Below are 26,368 nucleotides of genomic sequence, written 5' to 3'. Positions count from 1 at the left end.
CCAGTCGGTTCAGCGCCAGGAATAGCCATGGCTGTGGCGCACGAGCTTGCGCGCTCTTGGGACATAACGGCTGGCGGCAATGGCCTCCGCACCGATCACCGCATAGCGCGGCTCGAACAGCCGCTTGAGACGCGAAACATCGCCATTGGAATCGGTCGCCTCCAGATCGGAATCGACAAGATCGAAAACCGTGAAATCCGCGCGCTGGCCAACGTCGAGGTGGTTTTCCATGTCGAGGCGGATGATGGAGGCCGGATTGCGGGTGACGGCCTCGACGACATTTTCGAAGGGCATATCGACCGAAAGCAGCTTCGACATGGTCGTCGCCAGATCCCAGACGGGGAAATTCATCGAATGGCCATGCAAATCCGTGGAGATCGAGAAGGGCAAAAGGCCGCGCGCGATCGCCGCTTCCGCCACCTTGAAGGAGAAGGATGCACCGCCGTGGCCGATATCCAGCCGGATGCCTTCCCCCGCGCAGCGCTCCGCGAGGTTGAACAGGTCCTCGTCTTCCATGATGCTGGAGCCGGACTTGCCGTTGAAGCAATGGGTCACGACATCGCCGGGACCAAGAATTTCCAGCACCTCATCGTAGAGCGCAGGCGGTTCACCCACATGCACCATCATCGGCACTTTCAGGATCTTGGCGATCTTCTTGCCGAGTTTGACCGGCGTAACACCCCAGGAACCCGTAATGACATGGCTCGCCCGCACCTTGAGGCCAACGATATGCTCGCTGTTCTCTGCATAACATTCAAGGATGCGGTCGAGGTCGATATCCTTGATATCGCGAAGTTCCGGCACCCGGTTGCAGGCGACAAGCCCGATGGAGCCGAGATTGAGGAAGGCCTTGATGCGTTCCTTCGATGGTTCGATGATATATTCGCGAAAACCGTGGAAATTTGCTTCCCCCGCCGAACCGGCATCCACCAGCGTCGTCACGCCGCGCTCGGCCCCGCATTCTGAGGGGCGGATGGAGATATCGGTGCCGCCATGCCAGATATGCACGTGCAGATCCACCCAGCCGGGCGAGACGAATGCGCCCTTTGCGTCGATGCGCTGCGCATCCGCCGGCGCCTGAAGGGCAGGCCCAACCGCCACGACCTTGCCATCGCCGCCGATCAGGATATCGGTCTGGGCCTGTGGCGCCCCCTTTTCGAAGCCGACGGGTTTCACATTGGAGAGAAGAATGGGAGCTTGAAGAGGCGTTTTTGCCTGTTCACCGGACGTCATATTACAAATCCCTTCGCAGTCTTGGGTCGAGCATGTCCCGCAGTCCGTCGCCGACCATTTGCAGCGAGAGCACGGAAAGAATGATGGCAAAGCCGGGGAAATAGGTCATCCAGTCCGCCTGGCCGATATATTGGCGGCCGGCAGAGATCATGGTTCCCCAGGTCGGAATTTCGGGGCTGACACCCAGCCCCAGAAATGAAAGGCCGGCCTCGGCCAACATGGCGCTGGCGAAAAGGAAGGTGCACTGCACGAGGATCGGCGAGATCAGATTGCGCAGCACATGCCGCGTCATGATGTGGAAGGTGGAGATGCCGAGCGCCTTGGCCGCCTCCACATAGGGCAGTTCACGGATCACCAGCGTCGAAGCACGCACGATGCGGGCAAGACGCGGCGAATAAACGACGGCAAGTGCGATGATGACAGTCGTCAGCGACGGGCCGAGCGCCGCGACCAGCGCGATAGCCAGCAAAATATCCGGAAAAGCCATCATGGCATCGATCAACCGCGCGATCGGCGTGTCCAGCTTCTGGAAGAAACCTGCAAGCAGGCCGAGCGTGATGCCGATCAACGCCGAGAGCGCCACCACGGCGGCCCCCACCAGAAGCGACAGCCTTCCCGCAAAGATGGTACGGGAAAAAACGTCACGGCCGAACTCGTCGGTGCCGAACCAGTAGAGTTCGCTCGGCGGTTTCAGACGGTTGACGATCGACAGTTTCGACGGCGAATAAGGCGCGATCATCGGCGCGAAAACGGCGAGCAGCACGAAGACGAGCAGCACGATCAGACCGGCTGCGACCGTCTTGCGCTTCAACAGACGCCGAATGAACAGGATGGTCGGGTTGCGCGCCGGCTGGGCGGTGGAGGTGATATCGGCCATCAGTAACGAACCCTCGGATCGACCAGCAGATACAGCATGTCGATGGCAAAATTGATGAGCACGTAAAGCCCGGCGATGACGAGAAGCGCGCCCTGAATGACCGGATAATCGCGCCTCAAGACGGCTGACACGACGAGATTGCCGACGCCCGGCAGGCCAAACACGGTTTCCGTAACGACCGCGCCGGAAATCAGCACGGCGGCGGTGAGACCAAGCACGGTGAGGATGGGGATGAGTGCGTTCTTCAGCGCGTGTTTCATCACCACCCGGCGTTCCTTGACGCCCTTGGCTCTGGCGGTACGGACATAGTCGTCGCCGAGAACATCAAGCATCGAGGCGCGGGTAAAGCGCAGAATGAGGGCGGAAGAAACGAGGCCGAGTGCGATGGCTGGCAAGGTCAGGTGATACATGCGCTCGAGGAAGCTTGCGCCCGGACCGCCATATCCCGACACCGGGAACATATCGAGCCGGACGGCGAAGAACTGCATGAGGATCAGGCCAAGCCAGAAGCTCGGAATGCTCGCCGCCAGCATCGCAATGGTTGTCGCTGCCTGATCCACGAAGGAACCGCGCCGGTAAGCGGCATAGATGCCGATGGGAAGCGCGATGGCACTGGCGATCAACAGCGAAAAGATCGTCAGGAAGAAGGTCGGTTCCGCCCGATCCAGAAGCGCCGATCCAACCGGCATGTTGAGGAAGATCGACTGGCCGAGATCACCGCGCAGCAATTGCCCGATATAGTAGACATATTGCACGCCAAGCGACTGATCTAGGCCAAGTCTGGTGCGCAATTCCGCGATGTCCTGTGCCGAGGCATCCGGCCCAAGCATCACCGCCGCCGGATCACCGGGCGTGACGCGCAGGATGAGGAAGACGATGGTGACGACGAGAAACATCACCACGATCATTCCGGCAAGTCTCTGGAAAATATACCGTATCACGTATGAATGCTCCGAAGCGCGTGATGGGCCGCTCTCACGCGGTTGAACAGAGTTGTCGACGAGTGCCGGTAACCCCGGCGCTCATGGCTGGAAAACTCCCGCCTCCGTCATGCCGGATCCGATCCGGCATCCAGCCACCGCGCGTCTGCGTGGTGAAGGCGTCCTCTTGCGGTCAAAGACTTGATCGCGCTGGACCCCGGATTCAGTCCGGGGTCACGGAGTGCGGAGCGGTCTTACTTCGTAACCGAAGCATTCCAGAAATAGGGCCAGGGAGCCGGATCGACGCCATCAAGCTTGTTGGACTTCGCCGCCACGGCGTTGAAGTCGCCGATCTTGATGAGCGGCAGCTCGTCATAAATCGTCTTCTGCACCTTGGCCCAGAGAGCAACGCGCTTCTCCGGATCAGCCTCCGAGGTGAAAGCGTCCACCGCCGCCTTGCGCGTCGGCGTGTCCCACCAGCCCGGCGAACCTGTGGAAAGCGCGCCAATCAGCGCCGGCTCCGGCAGGAAGGGGCTGTGGCTGATGTAGATATCCCAGAGCTTCGGGTCGGCACGGCGCTGCGTCAGCGTCGCCCAGTCCACCACCTGCATATCCACCTTGAAACCGGCAAGCTTCAGATACTCCGCTGCCACCTGCGCCATTTTGTAGTGGAACTCATACTGACGGCTGGTGAGGATGCGCAACGGCTCGCCATTATATCCGGCGGCCTTCAGCTTTTCGGCTGCGGCCTCCGGGTTGCCGACATTATAATTGCCTTCGACGCCCTCTTCCGAATGCCAGGAGAAATTGGACGGATAGTAGGCGCCATCAAGCGCATAGAAATCCGTGCTGCCGAACGCCGCCGCCAGCATGTCCTCCATGTTCAACGCTTCGGTCACCGCCTTGCGGACCTCAAGCTTGGAAGACAAACCTTCCTTGGTATTGAATACAAAGACCGGATAACCGAAGGGCTTCAGCATCAACGGCTGCGAGGCCGAGGAGGACTTCACCTTGGCGAAGGATTCCACCGGAATGGAATCGACGTAGTCATACTGGCCGGAAACAGCGGCCTCGACACGGGTATTCGGATCGGGAACCGGAACGAAACGGATTTCATCGAGATACTGATGGCGCGCACCGCCATATCCGTCACTTTCACCGTCACGAGACTTGTAGCCGTCGAAACGGACGAGCTGGATATATTGGTCCGCCTTGCGTTCCTTCAGCATATAAGGGCCGGTGCCGACAAATTCTGTCATCGGCTCAGCCTGCTTTTCAGCGGGCAGAATGATGGCTGCGGAGTTGTTGAAAGCAAGCAGCGAGGTTAGCGGCGCATAGGGCTGCTTGAGGGTGATTGTCACCGTCTCGGCATCAGGCGCGGAGATATTGTCGATGAAACCGGCGACCTGTTTTCCGCGTGATGCGATCTTCATCCAGCGGCCAAGCGAGGCGACGACATCTTCCGAGGTCATATCGCTGCCGTCATGGAACTTGATGCCCTTCCGCAGCTTGATAGTGTAGGTTTTGCCGTCCGCACTGATGTCAGGCAGGCTTTCCGCCAGAAGCGGCGTCACCTTCCACCCCTTGTCGAAGGTATAGAGCGTTTCGAAAATATGTTGCGTGACAATACCTACGAGATCGGCCGTCGAGGCCATGGGATCGAGTGTCGGCGGCTCGCCGATCGTGGCGACATTGATGACACCGCCCTTTTCCGCAGCCATCATCACGCCCGGCGCTAGCATCAAAGCAGCAGTGGCGAGAAATGCAAGTTTACGTCTCATTGTTAAGCTCCCAGCTCTTGGTTCCGACCTTATGAGTTCCATTATTATGTTATAGCAATCTTTATAACAGAATAACTCGATAAGACGCCTTGTCAATGACAATGCGGTGCGAGGAAGGGTTTCCAAGACAGGCGAAATGGAAGACGGGCCTTCGCAAGAGGCGGAAACGGAACGTAAGTCGATGGAAAACAGGCTATTTCGCCCGAAACACGGCGCGCGGCAAACACCGCTGCTGCCAGCCGGAACTGCGGAAACTACGGCTGGCTTTCAACTGGAAAACGAAGAGGAGGAATTAAGAGGCTTTGATATTTCGCATTTGCGAACAAAGTGCTATTGAGGATCAGACCAAGACCAGATTACGACAGACATAATCTCGCATTCTTATTAATCGTTACGTTATTCGCCTTCCCAGCCGTGTTTTTAAGGGCTGCAGACAGACCAGATATTCTAAACCGCCGAGCTTTATTCCGGGGCGGGTTATAAATTTTTATTACGTTGAAATTATTGAGGAAATCATGAAGACGGCAATCGTGCATGACTGGCTCACCGACAGAGGTGGGGCCGAAAAAGTGCTTCACAACCTTCTTGAGATCTATCCTGACGCGGATCTCTATTGCCTTGTCGATTTCATGAGCGATCGAGACCGGGGCTTTCTCGGTGGCAGGCCGGTCAACACCTCCTTCATCCAGAAACTGCCTTTCGCTCGTAAAAAATATCGCTCCTATCTGCCGCTGATGCCGCTGGCCGTCGAACAATTTGATCTCAGCGGCTACGATCTGGTGATTTCCTCAAGCTACGCCGTCGCCAAGGGCGTCATCACCGGACCCGGCCAGTTTCACGTCTCCTATATTCACAGCCCCATCCGTTACGCCTGGGATCTCCAGCACCAGTACCTGAAAGAATCGAAGCTTAGTCGCGGTTTCGCCTCGTGGATCGCCCGTGCCGTTCTTCACTATATTCGCATGTGGGACATCCGCACCGCCAATGGCGTCGATCTCATGACGGTCAATTCCAAATTCATTCGCAGCCGGGTTCGCAAATGCTACGGACGCGACTCCACGGTTATTTATCCGCCCGTGGATACTTCCCATCTCTCCCCTTCCGACCTGAAAGGCGATTATTTCGTCACTGCTTCGCGGCTGGTGCCTTACAAGAAGGTCCACCTCATCGTAGAAGCCTTTGCAAAAATGCCCGATAGACGACTGGTCGTCATCGGCGACGGCCCGGACATGAAACGCATCAAGGAAATCGCCACTCCCAATGTCGAGATCCTCGGTTTCGTCGGCAATGACGAGCTTCACAAATACATGGCGGAAGCCAAGGCATTCGTATTTGCCGCCGAAGACGATTTCGGCATCGTCCCGGTTGAATCGCAAGCGCTGGGAACACCCGTCATCGCCTATGGAAAAGGCGGTGTACTAGAGACCGTTGTTCCTCTCGGCGCTTCCAATCAGCCAACCGGGCTTTATTTCCGCGAGCAAACGCCTGAAGCCATCTGCGCTGCGGTGCAGGAGTTTGTCGATAACTCCGACAGTTTCGACAAGAACGCCTGTGTCGACAACGCCGCCCGCTTTTCAAGTGAACGCTTCCTGCGAGAATTTGCCGATACCGTGAATTTCGCGCTGGCTGAACGGGCCTGACATGCAATTTTCAAGGTCGAATATATCCATATTGGATATACTCTGTTGTCTTCGACAGAGACACTCATAGGTCAAGCAAGTGGCGTCACCGGCATTCTCTTATCCAGCGCAGGCTCGCCGTCGCCTTGTCCGCAATGCAGTCGCCGTGCATAATGATTCCTCGTTGTGAGCGAGGCGGCCCTGACCGGCCTTACCTCATGAGTGATTTGGTCTTTGTACAAACAGAGGAATATCACAAATTGGTATCTAGTAAATACCAAATCGTGATATTTATGCGGAATTATGAGCAGGAAACGCGTCGAGCCAAAGACGCCGTTGGGAAAACGGCTGACCGAGGTCCGCGAAGCACTGAAATTTGACGAGCGTGAGCCATTTGCCGAGGCACTAGGCCTGACAGTCGCAATGCTTGGTTACTATGAACGGGGCGACCGTATTCCCGACGCTGGCGTTTTGGCTCTCTATCGTGAGCGGTTCGGCATCAATATAAGTTGGCTCGTGGCCGGTATGGGCGACATGTTTGACGCGGCGCCAGCGGCACCTACTCTTGCCTACGACGTTGCCCTGCTGCAAAAAATCAGCGACCGGGTCGAGACGATCTTCGCGGAGTGTCGCCAAAAGTCGCCTACACGGTCTACAATAACGGAGGCCGCGCTTATTTATAACGAACTGGCCAAAACCATATCGGACATTCGCGACGTCCAGATGGTAGAAGCAATTTTACCCGTACTTCTGCTACGCTTCAGGGAGCGTATAACAACACCAGGATCGGGACTCGGCAAATACGAATCTTCAAGTTTTTAATATTAAGCATATTTATACAGCTGCCACAATAGACAGATTTTTAACCTCATTCAATACTTCCGATACACGATTAGTATTTCATAATAAATTTTGTATCCACATCAAATAAATATTTCACTGAATTATAAATAATTTTAAAATTTACATTAGGTGTTTTCATGGAAGATAAGGCGTTGCGTGATCACAGCTATGATATAGCCAAGGGTCTCGGCATTCTGGTCGTTTTTGACCACACGGGAATGATGGCCGCTATCCGTTTCGGGGTCAATGAGCGGCTGGCGCCGCAGACCAACCGGGGACTAAGGATCAGCCGCTGACTTAGGGAAAACATACTGCAAAACAACCAATTATCATGTTTTTAAGTCAAACATGAAAGAAACTGGACAAGCGTGACAAAACTGCACTAGCGCTATGCGGTAATCGCAGTGATTATGCCGTCCGATTGAATATAGAAGAACGATGATACTGACGCCATTCGGGGTCGTGAATATTGTGCATGTTACGGATTTTCCGGCGCAATCGAGCGACGACTTAACTTGAAGCATCGCCTTAAGTTAGGCAATAAGCCTGATGCAAGCGTAGACATTTCGTGACACGATTCTGCTGAACGGATGTAATGCCCGGTTGAGATTTGATTTACCGGTGTCAAATATGAAGTGCCAATTTTTATAAAACTATACGATGTCCGGTTTGTTTCTTTTTTCGGACGAAATTTATTTTGAGGACCAAATGCGTTTATTGAATGTTTCGATTCTGCTTGCCTCCGCAGCACTTGCGGGGTGCACCGTCACAGCGGCATCAGGCCCCGATGCGGCAACAATCGAATCCAACGCTTCAGTGAAATTCAGTTCCAAGGACAAAAAGAAAACTGCTGGCGTTGACTACGCTCTTATCGATATCAACAGTTCCGTCTTGAACTATGTCGGCGATACCACCACCGCTACCCTGCTCGGCAGTTTCGGCGGCGGCAAGGGTGGTGTTCCGGCGTTGCCGATGGGCGTTGGTGACGTGGTGCAGGTCGCAATCTTCGAAAGCCAGGCGGGCGGACTTTTCATTCCAAACGATGCGGGCAGCCGTCCCGGCAACTTCATCAGCCTGCCGAACCAGACGGTAGACCGGGAAGGCAATATCAGCGTTCCCTATGCCGGCAAGATCCGCGCAACAGGCCGCAATGTCGAGGATGTGCAGAGCGAGATCGAGGAGCGTCTGGCCAACCGGGCCATCGAACCGCAGGTCCTCATCACCAAGATTTCCAGCCGCTCCGCACAGGCATCCGTGCTTGGCGACGTCAAGGAGCCGACGAAGGTCCAGCTTTCAGAAGCGGGTGACCGCGTTCTCGACGTCATCTCCTATGCAAAAGGCCTCAGCGCCCCGAATATCGAATCCTATGTCACGCTGATCCGTCGCGGCAAGACCGCGCGCGTCAACTACAATCACCTTGTCAGCACGCCTTCCGAGAACATCTATGTGGTTCCGGGCGACACGGTCATGGTGGAGCGTGAACGCCGCACCTATCTCGCTTTCGGCGCTTCCGGCCTCAATGGTCGTTTCGAATTTGAGGACGCCGCGCTGAAGCTCTCGGATGCATTGGGCAAGGCGGGCGGATTGCTTGACTCCCGTGCCGACCCTGCGCAGGTCTATGTCTATCGTACCGTCAAACGCGATCTTCTCGTGAAGCTTGGCATCGACATGTCCAAGTTCCCGGGACAGGAAGTTCCGGTCATCTTCCGCGCCAACCTGCGCGATCCTTCAACCTTCTTTGCCACCACGAAATTCCCTATGCAGGATCGCGATATCATCTACGTCACCAACTCGCAGGCAACCGAACTTTACAAGTTCCTGGACCTCGTTGGCTCCGTTCCCGCAACGGCCGGCAACGTCTCCGAGGATGTACTTGCGACGCGCAACGCCATCCGGGCGTTCTAAGCCTCGGCAACTCGCCGCTCCTGTTCAAAGCCGCCCCGGAAACGAGGCGGCTTTTTATTTTGGTCACGATTGGGGTCAAGTTCCGTGCATCGAGCCCGGCGACGGGCATATGCCCAAAACCGCCACAACCCTTGTTTCGCAAGGCAACATGGCGGCAGACATCGTCGCCGCCATTACAAAAGTTTAAGGTGATTTTGCAGCGCATTGGGTGTCTTGTGGGAGCTAAAGCTGCTCCCAGGGCTTGCCGAACATGTTCGGGAAACATGTATTGCTCTCATTTTGCGGAACCGTCAGATGAAACGTTTCTGGACCGCCCTCAGCGTTCTCGCCATCGCAGCCGCCGGCGCGTGGTATTTTAAAGATCGCCTGCCCCTTGATCAAATTCCCTACCTCAAACAATTCGCCAGCGTTTCGCCACATGCAGAAACGGCAACGGCCGATGGATCTGCCGGCAAGAAGGGCCAGACGTCGCAGAACGGTCAAGCCGGCCAGCAGACAGGCCAGAGGCAAGGTGGCGGGCGGCGCAATGGCGGGCCGCCTACCGTCAGCACCATCGCCGTCAACAAGGCGACGTTGCCAATGGACGCTACGGCGACGGGATGGGCGGTTGCCGCCGACATCACCAATATAGCGCCGCTTCAGGCCGGTCTCGTCACGGAAATCTCCGCGAAGGACGGCCAGCATATCAAGGCGGGTGATCTGATCCTCAAGATGGATGACCGTATCGCCCGCGCAGCCGTCGACAAGGACAAGGCCAATATCGCTGCCGATCAGGCAACGCTGGAACAGACGGAAGCCGCCTTCCAGCGCGCCGCCAATCTGGTCAAGCAGAGCGCAGAGTCCCAGCAGGTGCTGGATCAGGCAAGGGCAGCCCGGGACAGCGCCGCCGCAAAGATCGATGCCGACAAGGCGACGCTTGCTTCCGACCAGGTAACGCTCGAACATATGGAGATCCGTGCGCCCTTCGATGGGCGACTGGGCGATGTTACCGTCAGCCCCGGTGCCTATCTCAGCGCTGGCATCAATATTGTGACGATCACGAAATACGATCCCATCTCTGTCAGTTTTCGCCTGTCGCAGCGCTACCTGCCGCAATTGCGCGAAGGCGTTCAGAAGGACACGGCGGTCGATGTAGACCCGGCGGCAACCGGCGGCGAGCCCATGAGCGGCATGCTGCGTTTTTACGACAACGTCGTAGACCAAACGTCCGGTACCGTACTTGCCAAAGCGGAATTCAAGAACGATCGCGGGCTGTTGTGGCCCGGCCAGTCCGTCAACGTCACGGCTCATTTCGTCTCCGACGCGGAGATGATCGTCGTGCCGACGGTTGCCGTGCGGCCGGGGCCGAAGGGTAATTTCGTCTACACCGTAGATGACAACCACCGTGTTCATATGACGACCGTGGAAGTTGCCCGCTCCAACGGCGATATGACAGCCATTGCCAACGGCCTCACCGGCGGCGAGCATGTGATCATCGAAGGCCAGTCGGGACTTGCCGACGGTCAACAGGTGGTCGAGCAATTCTCGGACAAGGGCGGCGCGGCCGCCAATCTAGCCGCCAATATTCCGCAGCAGGAACAGGTGGGTAACCCATGATCCCGAATTTCTGCATCAACCGACCCGTTGCAACCACCCTTCTCGCCATCGGCCTCGTGCTCGCCGGGCTTGCCGGTTTCCGCCTGTTGCCTGTCGCTGCGCTGCCGAAAGTCGATTTTCCGACGATCAGCGTTTCGTCGTCGCTGTCGGGCGCCTCGCCGCAAACCATGGCGACCTCGGTCACCACGCCGCTGGTGAAGCAGTTCGAGACCATTCCGGGTGTCAGCGAAATCAGCGCCACCAACACTCTGGGCAACAGTTCCATCGTGCTGCAATTCGATCTCAACCGTGACATCGACGCAGCGGCAGCAGATGTTCAGGCGGCGATTTCGCGCGCACAGCGGCAATTGCCAAGCAACATGACGACAACGCCGAGTTACCGCAAGACCAACCCGGCCGATGCGCCGGTACTGCTGCTCGCCATCAACAGCAAGGAGATGCCGACCAGCAAGGTGGACGAAATCGCCGAGAACATCATCTCGCCGCTGCTTTCAACCATCTCCGGCGTCGCGCAGGTGAGTATCTACGGCGCGCAGACCTATGCCGTGCGCATTGGCCTCGATCCCTCGCAGCTTCAGGCAAGAGGGCTTGGCGTCGATACCGTCACAACCGCCATCGCGCAGGCGAACAATCAGGTGCCCGTGGGCGCGTTGCAGAATGACAACCAGCGCCTGACGATAGAGGCAGACACCCAGCGCACCGATGCGGCGGCCTTCCGCTCGCTGGTGGTGGCGACAAGCAACGGTGCTTCCATCCACCTCGGCGATATCGCCAATGTCACGGACAGTATCGACAACCCCAATGCCGGCAGTTGGTTCGATGGCGAACAGGCGATTGTTCTTGCCGTGCAGCGCCAGCCGGACGCCAACACCGTTGATGTGGTGGATGCCATCCGGGCCAAGTTACCGGCGCTGCGCCAGCAATTGCCGCCATCGGTCAATATCAACGTCATGAATGACGCCTCGACCGCGATCAAGGACGCGATTGCCGACGTACAGTTCACGCTGCTCCTCACAATCGGGCTGGTGGTTGCGGTTATCTATCTCTTCACCGGGCATCTGACGGCGACCATTATTCCGGGCCTTGCCGTGCCGCTATCACTGATTACCGCCTTCGGCGCCATGTATGTTCTGGGGTACAGTATCGACAATATCTCGCTACTCGGACTGACATTGTCGGTTGGACTTGTGGTGGACGATGCGATCGTCATGCTGGAAAACATCCTGCGACTGCACGAGGAAAAAGGCCTGACGATGCGCGAGGCGGCCCTTCAGGGCGCCGCGGAAGTCAGCGGCACCATTCTGTCCATGTCCATCTCACTGGTCGCAGTGTTCATTCCCATTCTGCTGATGGGCGGAGTGATCGGCAGGCTGTTTAACGAATTCGGCATGGTGGTCACGCTGGCGATCATGGCGTCGGCGCTGGTTTCGCTGACCGTCACGCCCATGCTCGCCTCAAGGCTTTCGGGTCATTCCTCCAGACCGCCGGCCATCATCCGTTGGTTCGACGCCGGCTTCGAGCGCACGCTTCGCCTCTACGGCAAGGCGGTTGGCTGGTGCCTTTCCCATCGCCGCGTGGTTCTGGGCGCATTCCTGGCATCGGTTGCAGCATCGCTTTATCTGTTCGAGACTTTGCCTTCCAGCTTCTTCCCGCAGGAAGATATCGGTCGCCTTTCCGTGTCGACGCAGGCGCGTGAGGACATTTCCTATACCGCGATGCGCGATCTTCAGGCCCAGGTGGCCGATCAGATCCGCAAGAACCCGGCCGTGGTGCATGTGACCTCTACAGTCGGTGGCAACTCCCGCAACCCGCTGAATAACGGCTCGATGTTCGTGGAGCTGAAACCGAAGGAAGAGCGTGCACCGCTAAGCCAGGTATTGGCCGAACTTGGCCAGGCGACATCGAAGGTGGCGGGCATCCGCACCTATATCAATCCCCAGCAAAGCTTGCGTTTGGGCGGGCGCAGCTCCGCCAGCCAATACCAGCTCGTCATTCAGGGCCTGAACGCCGACGCGACCAATGAATGGTCGAACAAGCTGATGGAGGCGATGCGCCGCGACCGCACATTCGCCGCCGTCAATTCCGACGCTCAGAACGGCGCAATTGCGGCGACTATTTCGGTCGACCCTGAAAAGGCAGCCGCCTTCGGCATTACCAACGACCAATTGCGCAAGACGCTGGAAATGTCGTTCGGCGGTTATACGGCGGCGCAAATCCAGTCGACCGGTGATAGCTATGATGTGATCGTCGAATTCGACAGCTCGAAACAGTGGAATGACGATTTCCTGAGCGACATCAACATTCTCTCGGCAAAATCGGGTGTTCTGGTTCCGCTTTCCAACTTCGCCACCCTCACTCGCACGCAGGCGCCGGTGACCATCAACCAGACGGGCCAGCTCGTTTCTACGACCGTCTCCTTCAACCTGCCGGATGGCGTGGCGCTTTCGGATGCGACGAGCCGTATTGACCAGATCAAAACCACCATCGGCCTGCCGCAGGACGTGTTCACCAGCTATGGCGGCACGGCGGCGATATTCCAGCAGAGCCAGGGCAATACCGGCATCCTCATTCTTGCGGCAGTGTTGACCATCTATGTGGTGCTGGGTGTGCTTTACGAAAGCTTCATCCACCCGCTGACCATCCTTTCCGGTCTGCCGGCGGCGGCTTTTGGTGCGCTGGTCGCGCTGAAGGTGATGGGCATGGATTTCTCGATCATTGCACTGATCGGGCTGTTGATGCTGATCGGCATCGTCAAGAAAAACGCGATCATGATGATCGACGTGGCGGTGGAACTGATCCGCGAAAAGGCCGAACCGCCCACCAGCGCCATCCACGAAGCCTGCGTGCGCCGTTTCCGGCCGATCATGATGACGACCTTCTGCGCGCTGCTGGGCGCCCTGCCCATCGCCCTCGGCTCAGGCGCCAGCTCGGAACTGCGCCAGCCACTTGGTGTTGCCGTGGTCGGTGGTCTCATCGTCTCGCAATTGCTGACGCTGTTCATCACCCCGGTCATCTTCGTGGAAATGGACAGGTTGGGTACCTACCTCACCGGGCTGTTTTCGCGCAAGAAATCGGCTGAAAAACACGCGGAACCGCAAAAGCCGGAAAGTGCCAGCGAACCCGATTCCGTCGCGGCATAGATCGTAGATACGCATCTCCGGACACAAACCGCGATGCGGTTTCTACCGGAAATGCTCTAATGCAAGCTTCCGAGGCGCTCCAGTGCCTCGGAAAATCCCTGTCCCTGCAACTGGAACGAAACCGTTCGGCCCTGCAGATCGGGGGCCTCTATTGTCAGGGTTTGTCCGGCCTTCAGCGCGGTTACAAGTTCGACGAACGGCGTGAAGGAAACGATGCAGCCCACGGGCAGACACGTGCTGACCTGAACTTCCTGCAACCGCACATTTCCGGATTTTACCGAAAACAGCTTTGTGACGGCAAGGCCGAAAGGCATGACCATGGTGCCGGAAAGCTTACCCGGCGTCCCCACACCATCCAGCCGGAACTCGACGGAGACGACCAGTTTGCGTGTCTTCTCCTCAAGCTGGACCTGAGCGATGCCGCAGAGCGGTTTTGCCGTCTCCGCCACCGGCGTATTGGCGTCATTATCATCTTTTTTCGCAGGCGCGACGCAAGCAAGCTGCCAACTCCCGTGAACCTCACGCAACGGCGCGTCCGCCTTTTTTTCTGCATCTTGCGCGGGAGCACCGCCTGCCACCAAACCGGCGGACAGGAACACCGTGAGAGCCGTTTTCCAAAGCGTGTTTTGACTGCGCTTCATCAGAAACGAACTCCAAGTTGGGCTGAAGCAGATTGATCCAGAAGACCCGCGCCAAAAACCGCGCCGTAACGGAATGTCAAGGTGGCGGATGGGTTGAGATTGTAGCTAAGCCCCAGATTGATCAATGCCACGTCGCGCGCCATGGCAGCACTTGTCACAGAAAACGCACTGCCACCCTCGTAGAACAGTGCGCTCTCCATCATCGGATCGCCATAGGCATGACGCCACCCGATATCGAGCATCGCGCGTCCAAGCATCCCCTCCAACGCAATGTCACGGCTGATGCGCGCCCCGAGCGTCGAATAAAACTCGTCGTGGCTGACGGCACCCGAAGAGACGGCGGCGATACCGCCCATCTCCCGGAAAGCATCCGTCCGCGTATTCACGTAAGCGATATTGGCGTAAGGCTCGATATGGGTGAGATCGAAATCGAACCGCCAGGCGGCTTCGGCAAAGACCTGCGTGGTGGAAGCGTCGTAACCGGCAGTGAGGTCCTCCTTCAATGTTGAAAAGGAAACTGCCCGGCGGGTTTCGACATCCTGAAAGGCGTGGGTTGCACCAAGACGCAGGGATGCAGGGCCAATTGTTTTGCCCGCATAACCCGCCACATAGTAGCTGTCTACGTCAGCAGATGCAGCAGGAGAACCCTGGCTGATCACATCGCGGCCGTAACCGGCGGCCACCCCGGCACGCCAGCCATCAGCCAGATCTCCGTCAACACCAAAGAGGACGCCGCCGCCCTTCATCTCGGCCGATGCGCCGTTTCCATCGCCATCGATGCGGCCGCGAGAGCCGAAACCACTGGACCAGAACGTGAGTGAACCCTCGTCAATGTCAAACGGGTTTGATCCGCCTTCAGCATAGGCGACCGGCAGGATCGGGCGCGCATCGACACCTTCGAAAGCACTGCGCAGCCGGTTGAGAATGAGATCGCGGGTGAGTTGGCTGCGGTTGATCAAAGCCATGGCAAGCGAGGGATGAATTTCCCCGGCAAGCTGCGCGAAGGCGGATTGCGTTTCGCCCTGCTGCAGAAACACGGCCGCCTCGTAGAGCGGCGAGCTTTCCCCAAGCGCCTCTATGGCGTTGGCGGCCCCGCGCGCATTGGCCGTCGATGTTTCAACGGCCAGAAAGCCGGCATCCGGTGATGCCCGGGCGAAGGAAAGATAGGTGCTGCCGTCGTCGGCACTCCGGGCTACCCTTGCGGTCAGATAGGCGAAATTTTCGCCGACACTTGAAAACGTACCGGTAATTCCGCCCGTTGCCGTCAGGATCGTGTAGCGGGTGCTGAGGCTATAGGCAGTTTGGTTCGCCAGCGACGTAACGACAAGACTGACATCATTGTCGATAGTGATGGTTCCGGTCACGGCAAGCCTGTCGGAATTGCCGGCGGCGTCGATTTCAACCTCATAGCGAGAGCCACTAGCAAATGTTGCGCTGCCCGTGGAAGCCAGCGTGCCGATCGAATTGCCGGGCGCGAGCGTGCCACCCGAGCCGACGGTCAGGCCTCCGATGGTGCCGGAGCCGCCAAGTGTCGCGCCGGTACCGACCGAAACAGCGCTTGCAAGCGAGCCATTGACGCTGAGCTTTCCAGAGGAAACCGCACTGGTGCCCGTATAGGTACTATTTCCGGTCAAGACCAGATTGCCATCGCCGGTCTTTTCAAAGGTGCCAGTACCGCTGATGGCATTGGAAAGCGTGCCGGCACCATCGACAACGAGTTGCGCATCGTTGGCGATGCCGCCCGAGCCGAAACTTTTTGAGGTGCCTTTCAGCGTGCCGGAGGAAATCGTGGTGCCGCCGGAATAGCTGTTATTGCCGCCAAGCGTTGTGACGCCAGCTTCGGCAACGACTTTGCCCGCACCTGAAATATCGGCTGAGAGTATATAGCCGGTCTCGGAATGGTTGAAGACGATGCTGCCGTTGCCTGCACCGAAAGCAATCGTGCGCGCTTCCAACGCACCCGCTGAGCGGGCGGTTTGGCCCACGGCAGCTCCGATGTTGAGCACCCCTGTGGAACCCGCCGATGCGGCAATGAGAATAGTGGGCGCAGCCAGCGAGGCTCCGCCGGTTATCTCCACGGAACCGTTTCCGGCATCGCCGACGACCATGAGATTGCCAACCGCAACGCGCGATCCCACACCGCTGACCAGAACGTTTCCATTCGATCCCGCCGCACTGCCCGCATAGAGATCATAGGCATCAAGCGATCCGCCATTCGTAACGGTCAAGCTTCCGGAACCTTCAAAACCCACATCGACGGAGCCGGAGTTCACAACGCCGTTGTCGATATAAGCGGTGACGTTCGAACCCGATCCTGTGATCGTCATCGTGCCGGAGGAACCGGCAAGATCACCGAGCATCACCTTGGCAGCTTTGATACCGCCGCCGGCGCTGACCGACACATTTCCTGTAGTCCCGCCTCCGTATCCGACAAAAAACGTTCCGGTCATCGCCCAGCTCGATCCGTCGCCCGCCACCGTTACGGTGGAAGTGGAGCCGCCATGGGCCGCAACATAGCCGTCGCGGCTTTCCACCGTGCCACCGGCCTCGACGGTCATGGAACCGTTGCCGTCAAGGCCGACATTGAGATCGGCGCGGCTTTGCAATTTGCTGCCGGCACCGGATACCCGGGCGGAACCAGTACCACCGGCATTTGCTCCGATGATGATATTCGCTGCATCGACAAGGCCGCCGCCCGTGACTGCCAGCGAACCCGTGCCATTCACCCCCACCTCGAGATCGCCACGGTTGACTGTCCAGACCGAGCCCTGCCCATCCACGGCGGCAGTGCCCGTCGCACCCGCCACAACACCAAGCCGCGCCGCCGTACTATCAACGGAGCCACCCGCCATAACGTTGAGCTTACCATTGCCGGCGGCACCGCCCGGATCGGCGACATCGCCGCCGACCTGCAGGTCGCCGGTCCTCCAATTCGAGCCGTCGCCGGTGACAGTCGCCTCACTTGCCGAATGGCGGCCGATAATGGCCTCGCCACTGGTTATGGTCCCTGCGGCCTCTACGAGAAGCGTTGCAGCTCCCGAATTGCCAACGACGAGCGATCCGCCGCTTTGCAGCGCGGAGCCCAGACGGCTTACCGTCACAGAACTTCCGTCCGCAGAAGCCAGATTGGCAATCACCGTCGTTGTCTGACTGATGACCGTGCCGCCACCGGTTACGGTGAGCTTACCAACGCCTGCTTCGCCAACGACCATATCCCCGGACATGGTCCAGTGGCTGTCTTCACCGGAAACCAGCGCGGTTCCCGTCGTGCCGAGGTCTTCGGCCAGAACGCCTCTCGCACTGTAAAGCTCGCTGGCGCCGAGCACCTCCAGATTTCCACCGCCGCCAGCTCCGGAAGACGACCCGCTCACAAAAACGGTGTCGGAAGTCGTGAGAGTGGAAGAGTTATCGAGCTTGAGGGAGCCATTTCCAGTCCCGCTTCCGCCAATAAGGACGTTCTTCGACGATGCCGTCGTGCCGTGCAAAAGGGAAAGGTTACCCACGCCGCTGCCACCGATGGAGACATCACCGTCATTCTGCCATTTCGCACCGATGAAACTTGCGGTGCCGGACGCGCCACTGACAGCGCCGAGAAAAACTGAATCTGTCTGCAAGCCGCCCTGCACTACCAGCGTGCCGGCCCCTGGCGCGGTGCCTATCAACAATTCACGGGCTTTGGCGCTCGTCCCTATCGTAATGACCGGGCCGTAGGTATCGATCATCACATCATCGCTGGCACCAGGCACGCGGCGCGACGGACCCCAGTCCGCGTCGGTAAACCAGTCACCCCCATCGGACCCCGTCCAGAGCAACGTTTCGGCGATAGCCTCCGATGTAGCGGCAAGCGAAAATATAAAGAAAAAAAGACCCGCCGTACCGCAGACGAAAAGCCTGCTTGGCGTCAAGGCACGCATTTCCGCTGTCGGACAGGTTTCCCCTTCCGAAACATGGCAGAAACAAGCGGACATTCAGTCTCCCTAACCCGCGCGACGTGCGGTCTTCCTTTGATCGAGCGAATCATTTTGTGAATCAGATCAACTACGCCAGTTTGAAAGATGATTTCCAGTATGAACAGCGCAAAGCGTGGTTTTTACTGACAGACGAAACAAAAACGGAGCACGACAGGCGTGCTCCGTTAAATAAGCAACAGATGGCTGGAGTAAATCTCTGCCGAGATCGAACGGGAAAATCCCGTTCTGCCTACTGCTTTGAAAACCGCCCGAAGGCTCCGCCTGAAAAGCACAGGGGATCGCCATCGCGGTGGGCGGCACGCAGCACTTCGCCGACGATGATGGTGTGATCGCCCGCATCGTGGGCTGCCGCCTGCCGGCATTCGAAACGGGCGAGCGTGCCCGGAATGACCGGAACGCCCTCGTCGTTGATTTCCCAGTCAAGATCGTCAAATGCGCGGCCGTTGCGGGTGAAGCGGGCGCTCAGCACGTCCTGATCTGCGCTCAGCACATGGATGGCGAAATGCGTTGCGCCGCTGAAGGCCGGATAGCGCGATGAATTTTTGGCAGGCGACCACAGCACCAGCGGCGGATCGAGCGATACCGACGCGAAGCTGTTGACCGTCATTCCGATCGGCCCTTCGGGCGTCGTTGCCGTCACCACCGTCACGCCGGTGGTGAAAGCGCCGAGCGCATTGCGAAAGCTGCGGCTGTTTTCGCCGCCGGGAACAAATACATGCTCATTGGGCATTTTGATCGCTTCTGCGACTGTCATCACGGCACCTCGCTTCCAATTGCAAGTGTGTAAAGCTCAAACCAGGTCTGGCGGTCGATGGTGACGCGCAGGGCATCGGCCGCCGTTTTTATGCGCTGAATATTGTTGGTGCCGAGCACGGGCACGATCTTTGCTGGATGCCGCAGCAGCCAGGCGATGGCAACGGCAGTGGCATCGACGCCCTGCTCGTTGCCGATGCGCTGCAGGGCAGCCATGGTTCCACCATGCGCACCGGAAAACAGCGAACCGCCGCCAAGCGGCGACCACGCCATCGGTGAAACGCGCTTTTCCTGCAGGAAGGCCAGATCGCCATTGGTGAAGCTATCGGTAGCAAGCAAGCTCATTTCGATCTGGTTCGTAACCAGCCTATTGCTCATAGCCGATTGGAGCAGGGAGAAATCCCAAGGGCGGAAATTGGAAACGCCCACGGCCTTGACCTTGCCGGACGCTACCAGTGCATCGAGCGCCTTGCCGGTTTCTTCGGGATCGATCAGCGGATCGGGCCGGTGGATCAGCAAGAGATCGACATGATCTGTGCCCATGTCACGCAAGGAGGCCTCGACTGAAGCGTTGATATGGCCAGCCGTGGTATCGTAATGCTTGACGCGGGCGGCTGAGTGACGCCCGGCTGGCGCCACGATGCCGCATTTCGTCACGATCTCGATCTTGTCGCGAAGGGATGGAGCTGCCTTGAGGCCGGCACCCAGAATGGCTTCCGCCGTGTATCCACCATATATATCAGCCTGATCCATGGTGGTGATGCCCTGCGCCAGGCAGGCTTCGATCTTTGCCTGTACATGGGAAGGCGAAGTATCAGCATCGTCGCCGATGCGCCACATGCCGTAAACGATGCGGCTAAGTTCCAGGTTTTCAGAAAGAGCGATACGTTCCATCAGTGGCGTTCCCCGTTGCCCAGCGGCGTGGCAGGTGTTTCAGAAGGCACCCGGCCGTATGCATGCGGCAGGGAGCAGGTTTTCATTTGCGGCAGGACCTTGGTTCCGAAGTGTTCAGCCTCGTCGAGATGCGGATAACCCGAGAGGATGAAGGCGCGAATACCCATCTTCTGGTATTCCTCCAACGCCGAAAGGACCTTGTCGGTGGAGCCGACGAGCGCTGCACCACAGCCGGAGCGCGCCCGGCCGATGCCGGTCCACAGGTTGGGTTCGACATAACCGAACTTGTCGGCCAGTTCCCGGGCCCGCGCCTGATGCGATACACCGAGTGAGCCGCTGTCGTGGGCGCGGTTGCGGATCAGCTGGCCATATTCGTCGTCGAGCTTCGAAACCAGATGCTCGGCATATTCACGCGCTTCCTGTTCGGTATCGCGCACGACCATGTGGACTCGCAGGCCGTAATCCAGCGTGCGGCCATGGGCTGCGGCACGCTCATGGGCAGCGCGCATGCGGTCTGCGAGCTGGTCTTTCGTTTCGGGCCACATCAGATACACGTCGCATTGCGCGCCGCACAGCTCCAGCGCATCCGGCGAATAACCGCCGAAATAGAGCAGCGGACCGCCATTCTGCTGGTACGGACGTGCAGGCTCGGTGGAGACACCCTGGAACTGGTAGATTTCGCCGTCATGGTCAATCGTGTCACGGGTCCAGGCCTGGCGCAAAATCTGCACGACTTCATGGCTGCGTTTGTAGCGAAACGCGCTGTCAGCCACCTCGCCGGGAAAATCGGAGCTGATGACGTTGAGCGTCAGGCGACCCTTCAGCATGTGATCGAGCGTCGCCACCGTACGCGCCAGCATGATCGGCTGCATTTCGCCGCAACGGATTGCAGCAAGGAAATTGATGCGGTCGCTGATCGGAGCGCAACCTGCCACGAAGCTCAACGTGTCCTGGCCGACCTGATAGGAAGAGGGGCAGAGAATGTTGCGAAAACCGAGTTCCTCGGCCTTTTTGACGATATCCGAGCAATGTTCGAAGCTGGAGCGCAGGCTGCCATCCGGCACGCCCAGATAGGCGTAATCATCGGAACAAAGGGCAGAAAACCAGGAGACCTCGGCAGCATCGAGATCAGCGGATGTAACGGGTACGACGGTCATGCAATTCCTCCTCAAGGCCGCTCTCGTTTTTCTTGCATAACATCAAGAAATATGTAAATCAATGATGTATCAATTTTTGTTTTGCGGAGGGGATAGCATCATGAAACACACGGGCGGCAGCCTGCCTATGTATCTGCAGATCGCCGAAATGCTGGTGCGCGAAGTCGCTGCGGGCCGTCTGACAGATGGTGAAAAGCTTGCTCCCGAAAGGGATATGGCAGCCGATCTCGGCATTGCTGTCGGCACGCTTCGCAAGGCGCTTGCGGAGTTGCAGGAGCGTGGACTGCTGGAGCGTGTGCAGGGTTCCGGCAATTATATCCGCGCGGTCAGCGATCCCCAGAGCGTTTATGCCTTCTTCCGGCTGGAGATGATCGAGGGCGGTGGCCTGCCAACGGCGGAGGTGGTGGATGTTGCCCGCCTTGCCAAGCCATCCACCCTGCCCGACTTTGGCACATCGCCGGAAGGCCACCGCATCCGCCGCCTGAGGCGTATCGCGGGGAAAGCGGCGGCAATCGAGGAGATCTGGCTCGACGGTTCCTATGTCGATACGATTACCATCGAGAACCTGTCGGAATCGCTCTATCTCTATTATCGCACCCGCCTCAATCTCTGGATATCGAAGGCAGAAGACCGCATCGACCTCGGGGAAGTGCCAGAATGGGCGCCTGCACAATTCGGCCAGAAACCCGGCGCGTCGGTCCCGCGTGTCCTTCGCCTGAGCCAGGGTCAGGACGGAGCCGTGGCTGAAGTCTCATGGACATGGTTCGATCACACCGTCGCACGGTACGTTTCACGCATACGTTGAAAACGCACGAAATTCGCGTGATGCACATGGACAGAGAAAATTGACCACAGGCAAGGAAGCCGAGACCTGCCACGCAGGGATTTTCGCTGAAATATTTCTACAAATCAAAGCTTTGCCGGTTTTTGATTTCTGTCAGAAATAAAATTGATACACTATTGATTTCCTTTTGACGAAAGGTAATATCGCGGGCCTAGGGAGACAGGCGTTTGGCCGTCCCACGATATCGCCGGACGATCGGGATGATTTTTTCGAAAAGCGATGCGTGGATTTGAAGGTTGATGCCGGGTTTGCGTTCATCCGATTTTGGACGCCCCGGACGTGAGGAGGAAAAGATGGCTTCAGTCAGCCTGCGCAAGCTGGACAAGAGTTACGGTGCCCTGCGCATCGTCAAGGGTATCGACCTTGAAATCAACGATGGTGAATTCGTGGTTTTCGTCGGCCCCTCCGGCTGCGGAAAATCCACGACGTTGCGCATGGTCGCCGGGCTGGAAAGCATCAGCGGCGGTGAGGTGATGATCGGCGACCGCGTTGTCAACAAACTGCCGCCGCGCGAGCGTGACATCGCCATGGTGTTTCAGGACTACGCGCTTTACCCGCACAAGACGGTGCGTGAAAACATGGGTTTCAGCCTGAAGGTACGTGGTGTAAGCGCCTCGCAGGCCAATGCCAGCATTGATGAGGCAGCGAATATGCTGGGCATCAGCCATCTGCTGGACCGTCGTCCGGGCCAGCTTTCCGGCGGCCAGCGCCAGCGCGTGGCCATGGGTCGCGCCATCGTGCGCCGCCCGCAGGTGTTTCTGTTCGACGAGCCGCTTTCCAACCTCGACGCAAAACTGCGCGGACAGGTTCGCACGGAAATCAAGCGCCTGCACCAGCAGCTGGGCACCACCATCATCTACGTGACGCATGATCAGGTGGAGGCGATGACGCTGGCTGACCGCATCGTCATTCTGCGCGGCGGCGATATCGAGCAGGTGGGCACGCCGGACGAGGTCTATAACCGTCCGGAAAGCGTGTTCGTCGGCGGTTTCGTCGGTGCGCCTGCCATGAATTTCGCCCGCGCCAGAGTGACCGGCGACAGGCTGACATTTACGGACGGCAACTCTCTTCCACTGGCAGCAATCAGACCGTCCCGTGAAACGGCGCTCGATGGACGGGAGGTCATCGTCGGCATTCGCCCTGAACATTTCGGTCCCGCCGGGGGATTTGACACACAGCTCTCCGTCAAGGTGCAGGTGGTGGAGCCTTTGGGGTCGGATACGCTGGTGCATTTCACCCTCGGTGATGCGGCGCTGACGGCGAGAATGCCGCCAGAGATGAAACCGGCTCCGAATGAGGAACTGAAGATCGGCCTCGACCCATCGAAGGTGCACCTGTTCGACGTGACGACGGAACGCTCCATTCAGTGACAGGATCGGGCCGCCACCGGCCCGGCTTCAAGATTTCAATAACGGGAGGAAAACATGAAATTCAAAGCCCTTACGGGAGCGGCGCTCTGCGCAACGATGCTCAGCTTTTCGGGACAGGCCTTTGCCGACGCCGAACTCAAAATCTTCGTTTCCAGCCAGCATCAACCCGACGTGTGGCGCAAGGCGCTCGATCAATATGAGGCGAAGACGCCAGGCGTGAAAGTCGTGATCGAGACCGGCGGCAATACCTCCGAAATGCAGGCGCAATATCTCAACACCGTCATGTCTGCCAAAGATTCGAGCCTCGACGTGCTGATGCTCGATGTCATCCGTCCCGCACAGTTCGCAACCGCTGGCTGGACCAGCGATTTCTCCGGCAAGGACTTGTCCGCCTACCTGCCGACCTATGCAGAAGCAAACACCGTGAACGGCAAGATCGTGGCGCTGCCGGCGTTCGCCGATTCCATGTTCCTCTACTATCGCAAGGACTTGCTGGACAAATACGGCATCCAGCCGCCGACCACCTGGGATGAGCTTAAGGAAGCCTCAAAAAAGGTGATGGAGGGCGAAAAGAACCCCGAACTTCAGGGCCTCTCCTTCCAGGGTAAGGCCATCGAAGGTGCGGTATGCACGTTCCTGCTGCCCTACTGGAGCGAAGGCAAGTCGCTGGTTCAAAACGGCAAGCTGAATTTTGACAATCAGGCGGCCGTGGATTCGCTGAAGCTCTGGAAGAGCTTCGTCGACGAAGGCATTTCCAAGAAGAACATTTCCGAAGTGGCGACCGACGACACGCGCAAGGAATTCCAGGCGGGCAAGGTTCTCTTCGCCGTCAACTGGTCCTACGCCTGGACCCATTTTCAGGGCAAGGAATCCCAAGTCAACGACAAGGTTGGCGTCGCCCGGTTGCCGGCCGTCAAGGGCGGAGAGCAGACGACGTGCCTCGGCGGCTGGGAATTCGGCGTTTCCGCCTATTCCAAGCAGCAGGACGAAGCCAAGAAACTGGTGGAATATCTGTCCAGCCAGGATGTTTCGAAGTTCATGGCCATCAATGCCGCGCTGCTGCCCACCTATGCCTCGCTCTACAAGGATGCTGATGTGACCAAGTCCATCCCTTGGTTTGCGGATGCTCTTCCGGTTGTTGAAACGGCAAAGGCCCGTCCGGTAACACCGCGTTACAACGAGGTCAGCGAAACGATCCGCACCACCGTCAATGGCGTGCTTGCGGGCGTGATGTCGCCGGAAGACGGCGCAAAGCAGATGGAAAGCCGTCTGCGCCGCGTATTGCGCTAAGCCCTGTGGCCGGGGGCGGCATGCAGGACATGCCGTTGCCGGCCCGTTTGGCCGAACCAGTGAAAATCGCCTGAACGGCGCGATAAACGGGCCGGGACTTAACCGGTCTGATCGGGAGACGATGACGTGAATTCAGTTGCGGGAGTGGCAGACGTGACGATGCCGGAGAGAACAATGGTCAGGGTGGACGAGAAACCGCAGCCGCGCTGGACGCGGTGGCTCGATCTCGGTGACCGGTCGCTTGCCGTGCTTTTGCTGGCGCCTGCAGCCATTCTTCTTTCCCTTATCATCGTCTATCCGGTGGCGCGTCTCGTCTACACCTCGTTTTTCAGCCTTTCGCTGACATCAGGTCTGCCGGCGGAATTCATCGGCTTTGAAAACTACACGGCGATGCTCGATGATCCGATTTTCTGGGAAACGACCTGGAATACGGTGCTGATAACGCTGATAACGGTGCCGGGAGCGCTGTTCATGGGCCTGGGCCTTGCGCTCCTCGCCAACCTGCCGTTTTCGATGCAATGGCCGATGCGCCTGTCGCTGCTCATCCCCTGGGCGCTGCCTCTGTCGTTCGCCGGCCTCATCTTCGCGTGGTTTTTCCACTACGAATACGGCGTGGTCAACGATGTGCTGAACCGGCTGGGCTTTGAAGGCATCATCTGGTTCAACTCCCCGAACTGGGCCTTTGCGGCCATCTGCCTGACCATCATCTGGAAGACCTCCTCCTTCATGGCACTGATGATCCTTGCAGGGCTGCAAACCATTCCGCGCTCGCTTTATGAAGCCGCCGATGTGGATGGCGCCGGCAAGCTCAGGCAGTTCTTCGAGATCACGCTGCCGCTCCTAAAGCCCTCGATCGTCGTTGCTCTCATCTTCCGTACGATTACGGCGCTGCAGACCTTTGATATTCCATACATGATGACCGGCGGCGGCCCCGGCACATCAACCACGACGCTCGCCATGTACATTCACCAGAACACCGTTTCCTTCCTCGATCTCGGTTACGGTTCGGCGCTGGCGGTCATGATGTTTGCGCTCTCCATGTGCGTCACCGCCGTTTATCTCCGCATTATCAGGACGAAGGACTGATCCTATGAGCACCGTTGCGACCTCCTCCGGTCTGTCCTCCTTCTTCTCCGGCAAGCCGCTGCGCTTCATTGCGGCCTCCATATTGCTGGTCAACGGCCTGTTTCCGGCAATATGGATCCTGTTCACCTCGCTGAAAACCGAAGCGGAACTGACGGTGAAACCGATCACATGGTTTCCGCTCTTCGAGATCACGCTGCCGCTCCTAAAGCCCTCGATCGTCGTTGCTCTCATCTTCCGTACGATTACGGCGCTGCAGACCTTTGATATTCCATACATGATGACCGGCGGCGGCCCCGGCACATCAACCACGACGCTCGCCATGTACATTCACCAGAACACCGTTTCCTTCCTCGATCTCGGTTACGGTTCGGCACTGGCGGTCATGATGTTTGCGCTCTCCATGTGCGTCACCGCCGTTTATCTCCGCATTATCAGGACGAAGGACTGA

General features: G+C 58.1%; 20 protein-coding genes and 2 pseudogenes. 13 read left to right on the top strand and 9 right to left on the bottom strand.

Annotated elements, in window-relative coordinates:
- Positions 1-9: 9 nt before the first annotated feature.
- From ACZ5A6_RS17390 to ACZ5A6_RS17375, 4 genes are all read right to left on the bottom strand, one after another.
- The gene (locus ACZ5A6_RS17390; RefSeq protein WP_019564633.1) at positions 10-1,233 is read right to left on the bottom strand and encodes an amidohydrolase/deacetylase family metallohydrolase; all 1,224 of its coding nucleotides are present in this window, start codon (positions 1,231-1,233) and stop codon (positions 10-12) included.
- Between the two features lies 1 nt (position 1,234).
- On the bottom strand, positions 1,235-2,110 hold the full coding sequence (locus tag ACZ5A6_RS17385; RefSeq protein ID WP_019564634.1) for an ABC transporter permease: 876 nt from the start codon (positions 2,108-2,110) through the stop codon (positions 1,235-1,237).
- Positions 2,110-3,051 (bottom strand): ABC transporter permease, encoded by a 942-nt coding sequence (locus ACZ5A6_RS17380; protein ID WP_026330677.1) that lies wholly within the window; start codon positions 3,049-3,051, stop codon positions 2,110-2,112. The genes ACZ5A6_RS17385 and ACZ5A6_RS17380 overlap by 1 nt, the downstream gene beginning before the upstream one ends.
- 233 nt (positions 3,052-3,284) lie before the next feature.
- Positions 3,285-4,811, bottom strand: coding sequence for an ABC transporter substrate-binding protein (locus ACZ5A6_RS17375; RefSeq protein WP_026330678.1), 1,527 nt, complete (start codon positions 4,809-4,811; stop codon positions 3,285-3,287).
- Positions 4,812-4,947: 136 nt separating this feature from the next.
- On the opposite strand from ACZ5A6_RS17375, the gene ACZ5A6_RS17370 reads away from it, so the two are divergent.
- The 7 genes from ACZ5A6_RS17370 (at position 4,948) to ACZ5A6_RS17340 (ending at position 13,914) form a co-directional block, all read left to right on the top strand.
- Complete coding sequence (locus ACZ5A6_RS17370) at positions 4,948-5,148, top strand: hypothetical protein (RefSeq protein ID WP_127966203.1); 201 nt, start codon at positions 4,948-4,950, stop codon at positions 5,146-5,148.
- A 178-nt stretch (positions 5,149-5,326) separates the two neighbouring features.
- Complete coding sequence (locus tag ACZ5A6_RS17365) at positions 5,327-6,451, top strand: glycosyltransferase family 4 protein (protein ID WP_003510798.1); 1,125 nt, start codon at positions 5,327-5,329, stop codon at positions 6,449-6,451.
- Positions 6,452-6,733: 282 nt separating this feature from the next.
- Positions 6,734-7,252, top strand: coding sequence for a helix-turn-helix domain-containing protein (locus ACZ5A6_RS17360; protein WP_019564637.1), 519 nt, complete (start codon positions 6,734-6,736; stop codon positions 7,250-7,252).
- A 158-nt stretch (positions 7,253-7,410) separates the two neighbouring features.
- Entirely contained in the window at positions 7,411-7,569 is a 159-nt protein-coding gene (locus ACZ5A6_RS17355) for a hypothetical protein (RefSeq protein WP_174050449.1), read from the top strand.
- Between the two features lie 412 nt (positions 7,570-7,981).
- A complete protein-coding gene (locus ACZ5A6_RS17350) occupies positions 7,982-9,178 on the top strand; it encodes a polysaccharide biosynthesis/export family protein (protein ID WP_013761539.1) in 1,197 nt (398 codons plus the stop codon).
- Positions 9,179-9,472: 294 nt separating this feature from the next.
- Positions 9,473-10,774, top strand: a complete 1,302-nt coding sequence (locus tag ACZ5A6_RS17345; protein ID WP_035199423.1) for an efflux RND transporter periplasmic adaptor subunit — start codon at positions 9,473-9,475, stop codon at positions 10,772-10,774.
- On the top strand, positions 10,771-13,914 hold the full coding sequence (locus ACZ5A6_RS17340) for an efflux RND transporter permease subunit (protein ID WP_080801184.1): 3,144 nt from the start codon (positions 10,771-10,773) through the stop codon (positions 13,912-13,914). The genes ACZ5A6_RS17345 and ACZ5A6_RS17340 overlap by 4 nt, the downstream gene beginning before the upstream one ends.
- 56 nt (positions 13,915-13,970) lie before the next feature.
- On the opposite strand, the gene ACZ5A6_RS17335 is transcribed toward ACZ5A6_RS17340, so the two are convergent.
- The 5 genes from ACZ5A6_RS17335 to ACZ5A6_RS17315 all read right to left on the bottom strand — a co-directional run bounded on the left by ACZ5A6_RS17335 (position 13,971) and on the right by ACZ5A6_RS17315 (position 21,330).
- Complete coding sequence (locus tag ACZ5A6_RS17335) at positions 13,971-14,555, bottom strand: invasion associated locus B family protein (protein ID WP_112292286.1); 585 nt, start codon at positions 14,553-14,555, stop codon at positions 13,971-13,973.
- On the bottom strand, positions 14,555-18,523 hold the full coding sequence (locus tag ACZ5A6_RS17330) for an autotransporter domain-containing protein (protein WP_019564642.1): 3,969 nt from the start codon (positions 18,521-18,523) through the stop codon (positions 14,555-14,557). The genes ACZ5A6_RS17335 and ACZ5A6_RS17330 overlap by 1 nt, the downstream gene beginning before the upstream one ends.
- Positions 18,524-18,755: 232 nt before the next feature.
- On the bottom strand, positions 18,756-19,280 hold the full coding sequence (smoA, locus tag ACZ5A6_RS17325; protein ID WP_013761544.1) for an NADH-dependent FMN reductase SmoA: 525 nt from the start codon (positions 19,278-19,280) through the stop codon (positions 18,756-18,758).
- Positions 19,280-20,173, bottom strand: coding sequence for an aldo/keto reductase (locus ACZ5A6_RS17320; protein ID WP_019564643.1), 894 nt, complete (start codon positions 20,171-20,173; stop codon positions 19,280-19,282). The genes smoA and ACZ5A6_RS17320 overlap by 1 nt, the downstream gene beginning before the upstream one ends.
- The gene (locus ACZ5A6_RS17315) at positions 20,173-21,330 is read right to left on the bottom strand and encodes an LLM class flavin-dependent oxidoreductase (protein WP_019564644.1); all 1,158 of its coding nucleotides are present in this window, start codon (positions 21,328-21,330) and stop codon (positions 20,173-20,175) included. The genes ACZ5A6_RS17320 and ACZ5A6_RS17315 overlap by 1 nt, the downstream gene beginning before the upstream one ends.
- Positions 21,331-21,430: 100 nt before the next feature.
- Here ACZ5A6_RS17315 and ACZ5A6_RS17310 point away from each other — a divergent pair, with 100 nt between their 5' ends.
- From ACZ5A6_RS17310 to ACZ5A6_RS17285, 6 genes and pseudogenes are all read left to right on the top strand, one after another.
- A complete protein-coding gene (locus ACZ5A6_RS17310) occupies positions 21,431-22,135 on the top strand; it encodes a GntR family transcriptional regulator (protein WP_026330679.1) in 705 nt (234 codons plus the stop codon).
- A gap of 332 nt (positions 22,136-22,467) precedes the next feature.
- Positions 22,468-23,544 (top strand): ABC transporter ATP-binding protein, encoded by a 1,077-nt coding sequence (locus ACZ5A6_RS17305; protein ID WP_003510819.1) that lies wholly within the window; start codon positions 22,468-22,470, stop codon positions 23,542-23,544.
- 54 nt (positions 23,545-23,598) lie between these two features.
- Positions 23,599-24,834: an ABC transporter substrate-binding protein gene (locus tag ACZ5A6_RS17300; protein ID WP_013761547.1), complete on the top strand. Its 1,236-nt coding sequence runs from the start codon at positions 23,599-23,601 to the stop codon at positions 24,832-24,834.
- A 174-nt stretch (positions 24,835-25,008) separates the two neighbouring features.
- Complete coding sequence (locus ACZ5A6_RS17295) at positions 25,009-25,920, top strand: carbohydrate ABC transporter permease (protein ID WP_003510821.1); 912 nt, start codon at positions 25,009-25,011, stop codon at positions 25,918-25,920.
- Between the two features lie 4 nt (positions 25,921-25,924).
- Positions 25,925-26,098, top strand: a pseudogene (locus ACZ5A6_RS17290) (carbohydrate ABC transporter permease); the annotation flags it as partial.
- Between the two features lie 3 nt (positions 26,099-26,101).
- Positions 26,102-26,368: pseudogene (locus ACZ5A6_RS17285) on the top strand (sugar ABC transporter permease); the annotation flags it as partial.

The sequence above is a fragment of the Agrobacterium sp. 6Ca8 genome, from assembly GCF_055382765.1.
This window is presented reverse-complemented; position numbering and strand designations above follow the sequence as displayed.

Bases quoted from the DNA above. Each gene is read 5' to 3' on its own strand.
- ACZ5A6_RS17390 (WP_019564633.1), bottom strand. From the start codon at position 1,233: ATGACGTCCGGTGAACAGGCAAAAACGCCTCTTCAAGCTCCCATTCTT.
- ACZ5A6_RS17385 (WP_019564634.1), bottom strand. From the start codon at position 2,110: ATGGCCGATATCACCTCCACCGCCCAGCCGGCGCGCAACCCGACCATC.
- ACZ5A6_RS17375 (WP_026330678.1), bottom strand. From the start codon at position 4,811: ATGAGACGTAAACTTGCATTTCTCGCCACTGCTGCTTTGATGCTAGCG.
- ACZ5A6_RS17370 (WP_127966203.1), top strand. From the start codon at position 4,948: ATGGAAGACGGGCCTTCGCAAGAGGCGGAAACGGAACGTAAGTCGATG.
- ACZ5A6_RS17365 (WP_003510798.1), top strand. From the start codon at position 5,327: ATGAAGACGGCAATCGTGCATGACTGGCTCACCGACAGAGGTGGGGCC.
- ACZ5A6_RS17360 (WP_019564637.1), top strand. From the start codon at position 6,734: ATGAGCAGGAAACGCGTCGAGCCAAAGACGCCGTTGGGAAAACGGCTG.
- ACZ5A6_RS17355 (WP_174050449.1), top strand. From the start codon at position 7,411: ATGGAAGATAAGGCGTTGCGTGATCACAGCTATGATATAGCCAAGGGT.
- ACZ5A6_RS17350 (WP_013761539.1), top strand. From the start codon at position 7,982: ATGCGTTTATTGAATGTTTCGATTCTGCTTGCCTCCGCAGCACTTGCG.
- ACZ5A6_RS17345 (WP_035199423.1), top strand. From the start codon at position 9,473: ATGAAACGTTTCTGGACCGCCCTCAGCGTTCTCGCCATCGCAGCCGCC.
- ACZ5A6_RS17340 (WP_080801184.1), top strand. From the start codon at position 10,771: ATGATCCCGAATTTCTGCATCAACCGACCCGTTGCAACCACCCTTCTC.
- ACZ5A6_RS17335 (WP_112292286.1), bottom strand. From the start codon at position 14,555: ATGAAGCGCAGTCAAAACACGCTTTGGAAAACGGCTCTCACGGTGTTC.
- ACZ5A6_RS17330 (WP_019564642.1), bottom strand. From the start codon at position 18,523: ATGTCCGCTTGTTTCTGCCATGTTTCGGAAGGGGAAACCTGTCCGACA.
- smoA (WP_013761544.1), bottom strand. From the start codon at position 19,280: ATGACAGTCGCAGAAGCGATCAAAATGCCCAATGAGCATGTATTTGTT.
- ACZ5A6_RS17320 (WP_019564643.1), bottom strand. From the start codon at position 20,173: ATGGAACGTATCGCTCTTTCTGAAAACCTGGAACTTAGCCGCATCGTT.
- ACZ5A6_RS17315 (WP_019564644.1), bottom strand. From the start codon at position 21,330: ATGACCGTCGTACCCGTTACATCCGCTGATCTCGATGCTGCCGAGGTC.
- ACZ5A6_RS17310 (WP_026330679.1), top strand. From the start codon at position 21,431: ATGAAACACACGGGCGGCAGCCTGCCTATGTATCTGCAGATCGCCGAA.
- ACZ5A6_RS17305 (WP_003510819.1), top strand. From the start codon at position 22,468: ATGGCTTCAGTCAGCCTGCGCAAGCTGGACAAGAGTTACGGTGCCCTG.
- ACZ5A6_RS17300 (WP_013761547.1), top strand. From the start codon at position 23,599: ATGAAATTCAAAGCCCTTACGGGAGCGGCGCTCTGCGCAACGATGCTC.
- ACZ5A6_RS17295 (WP_003510821.1), top strand. From the start codon at position 25,009: ATGGTCAGGGTGGACGAGAAACCGCAGCCGCGCTGGACGCGGTGGCTC.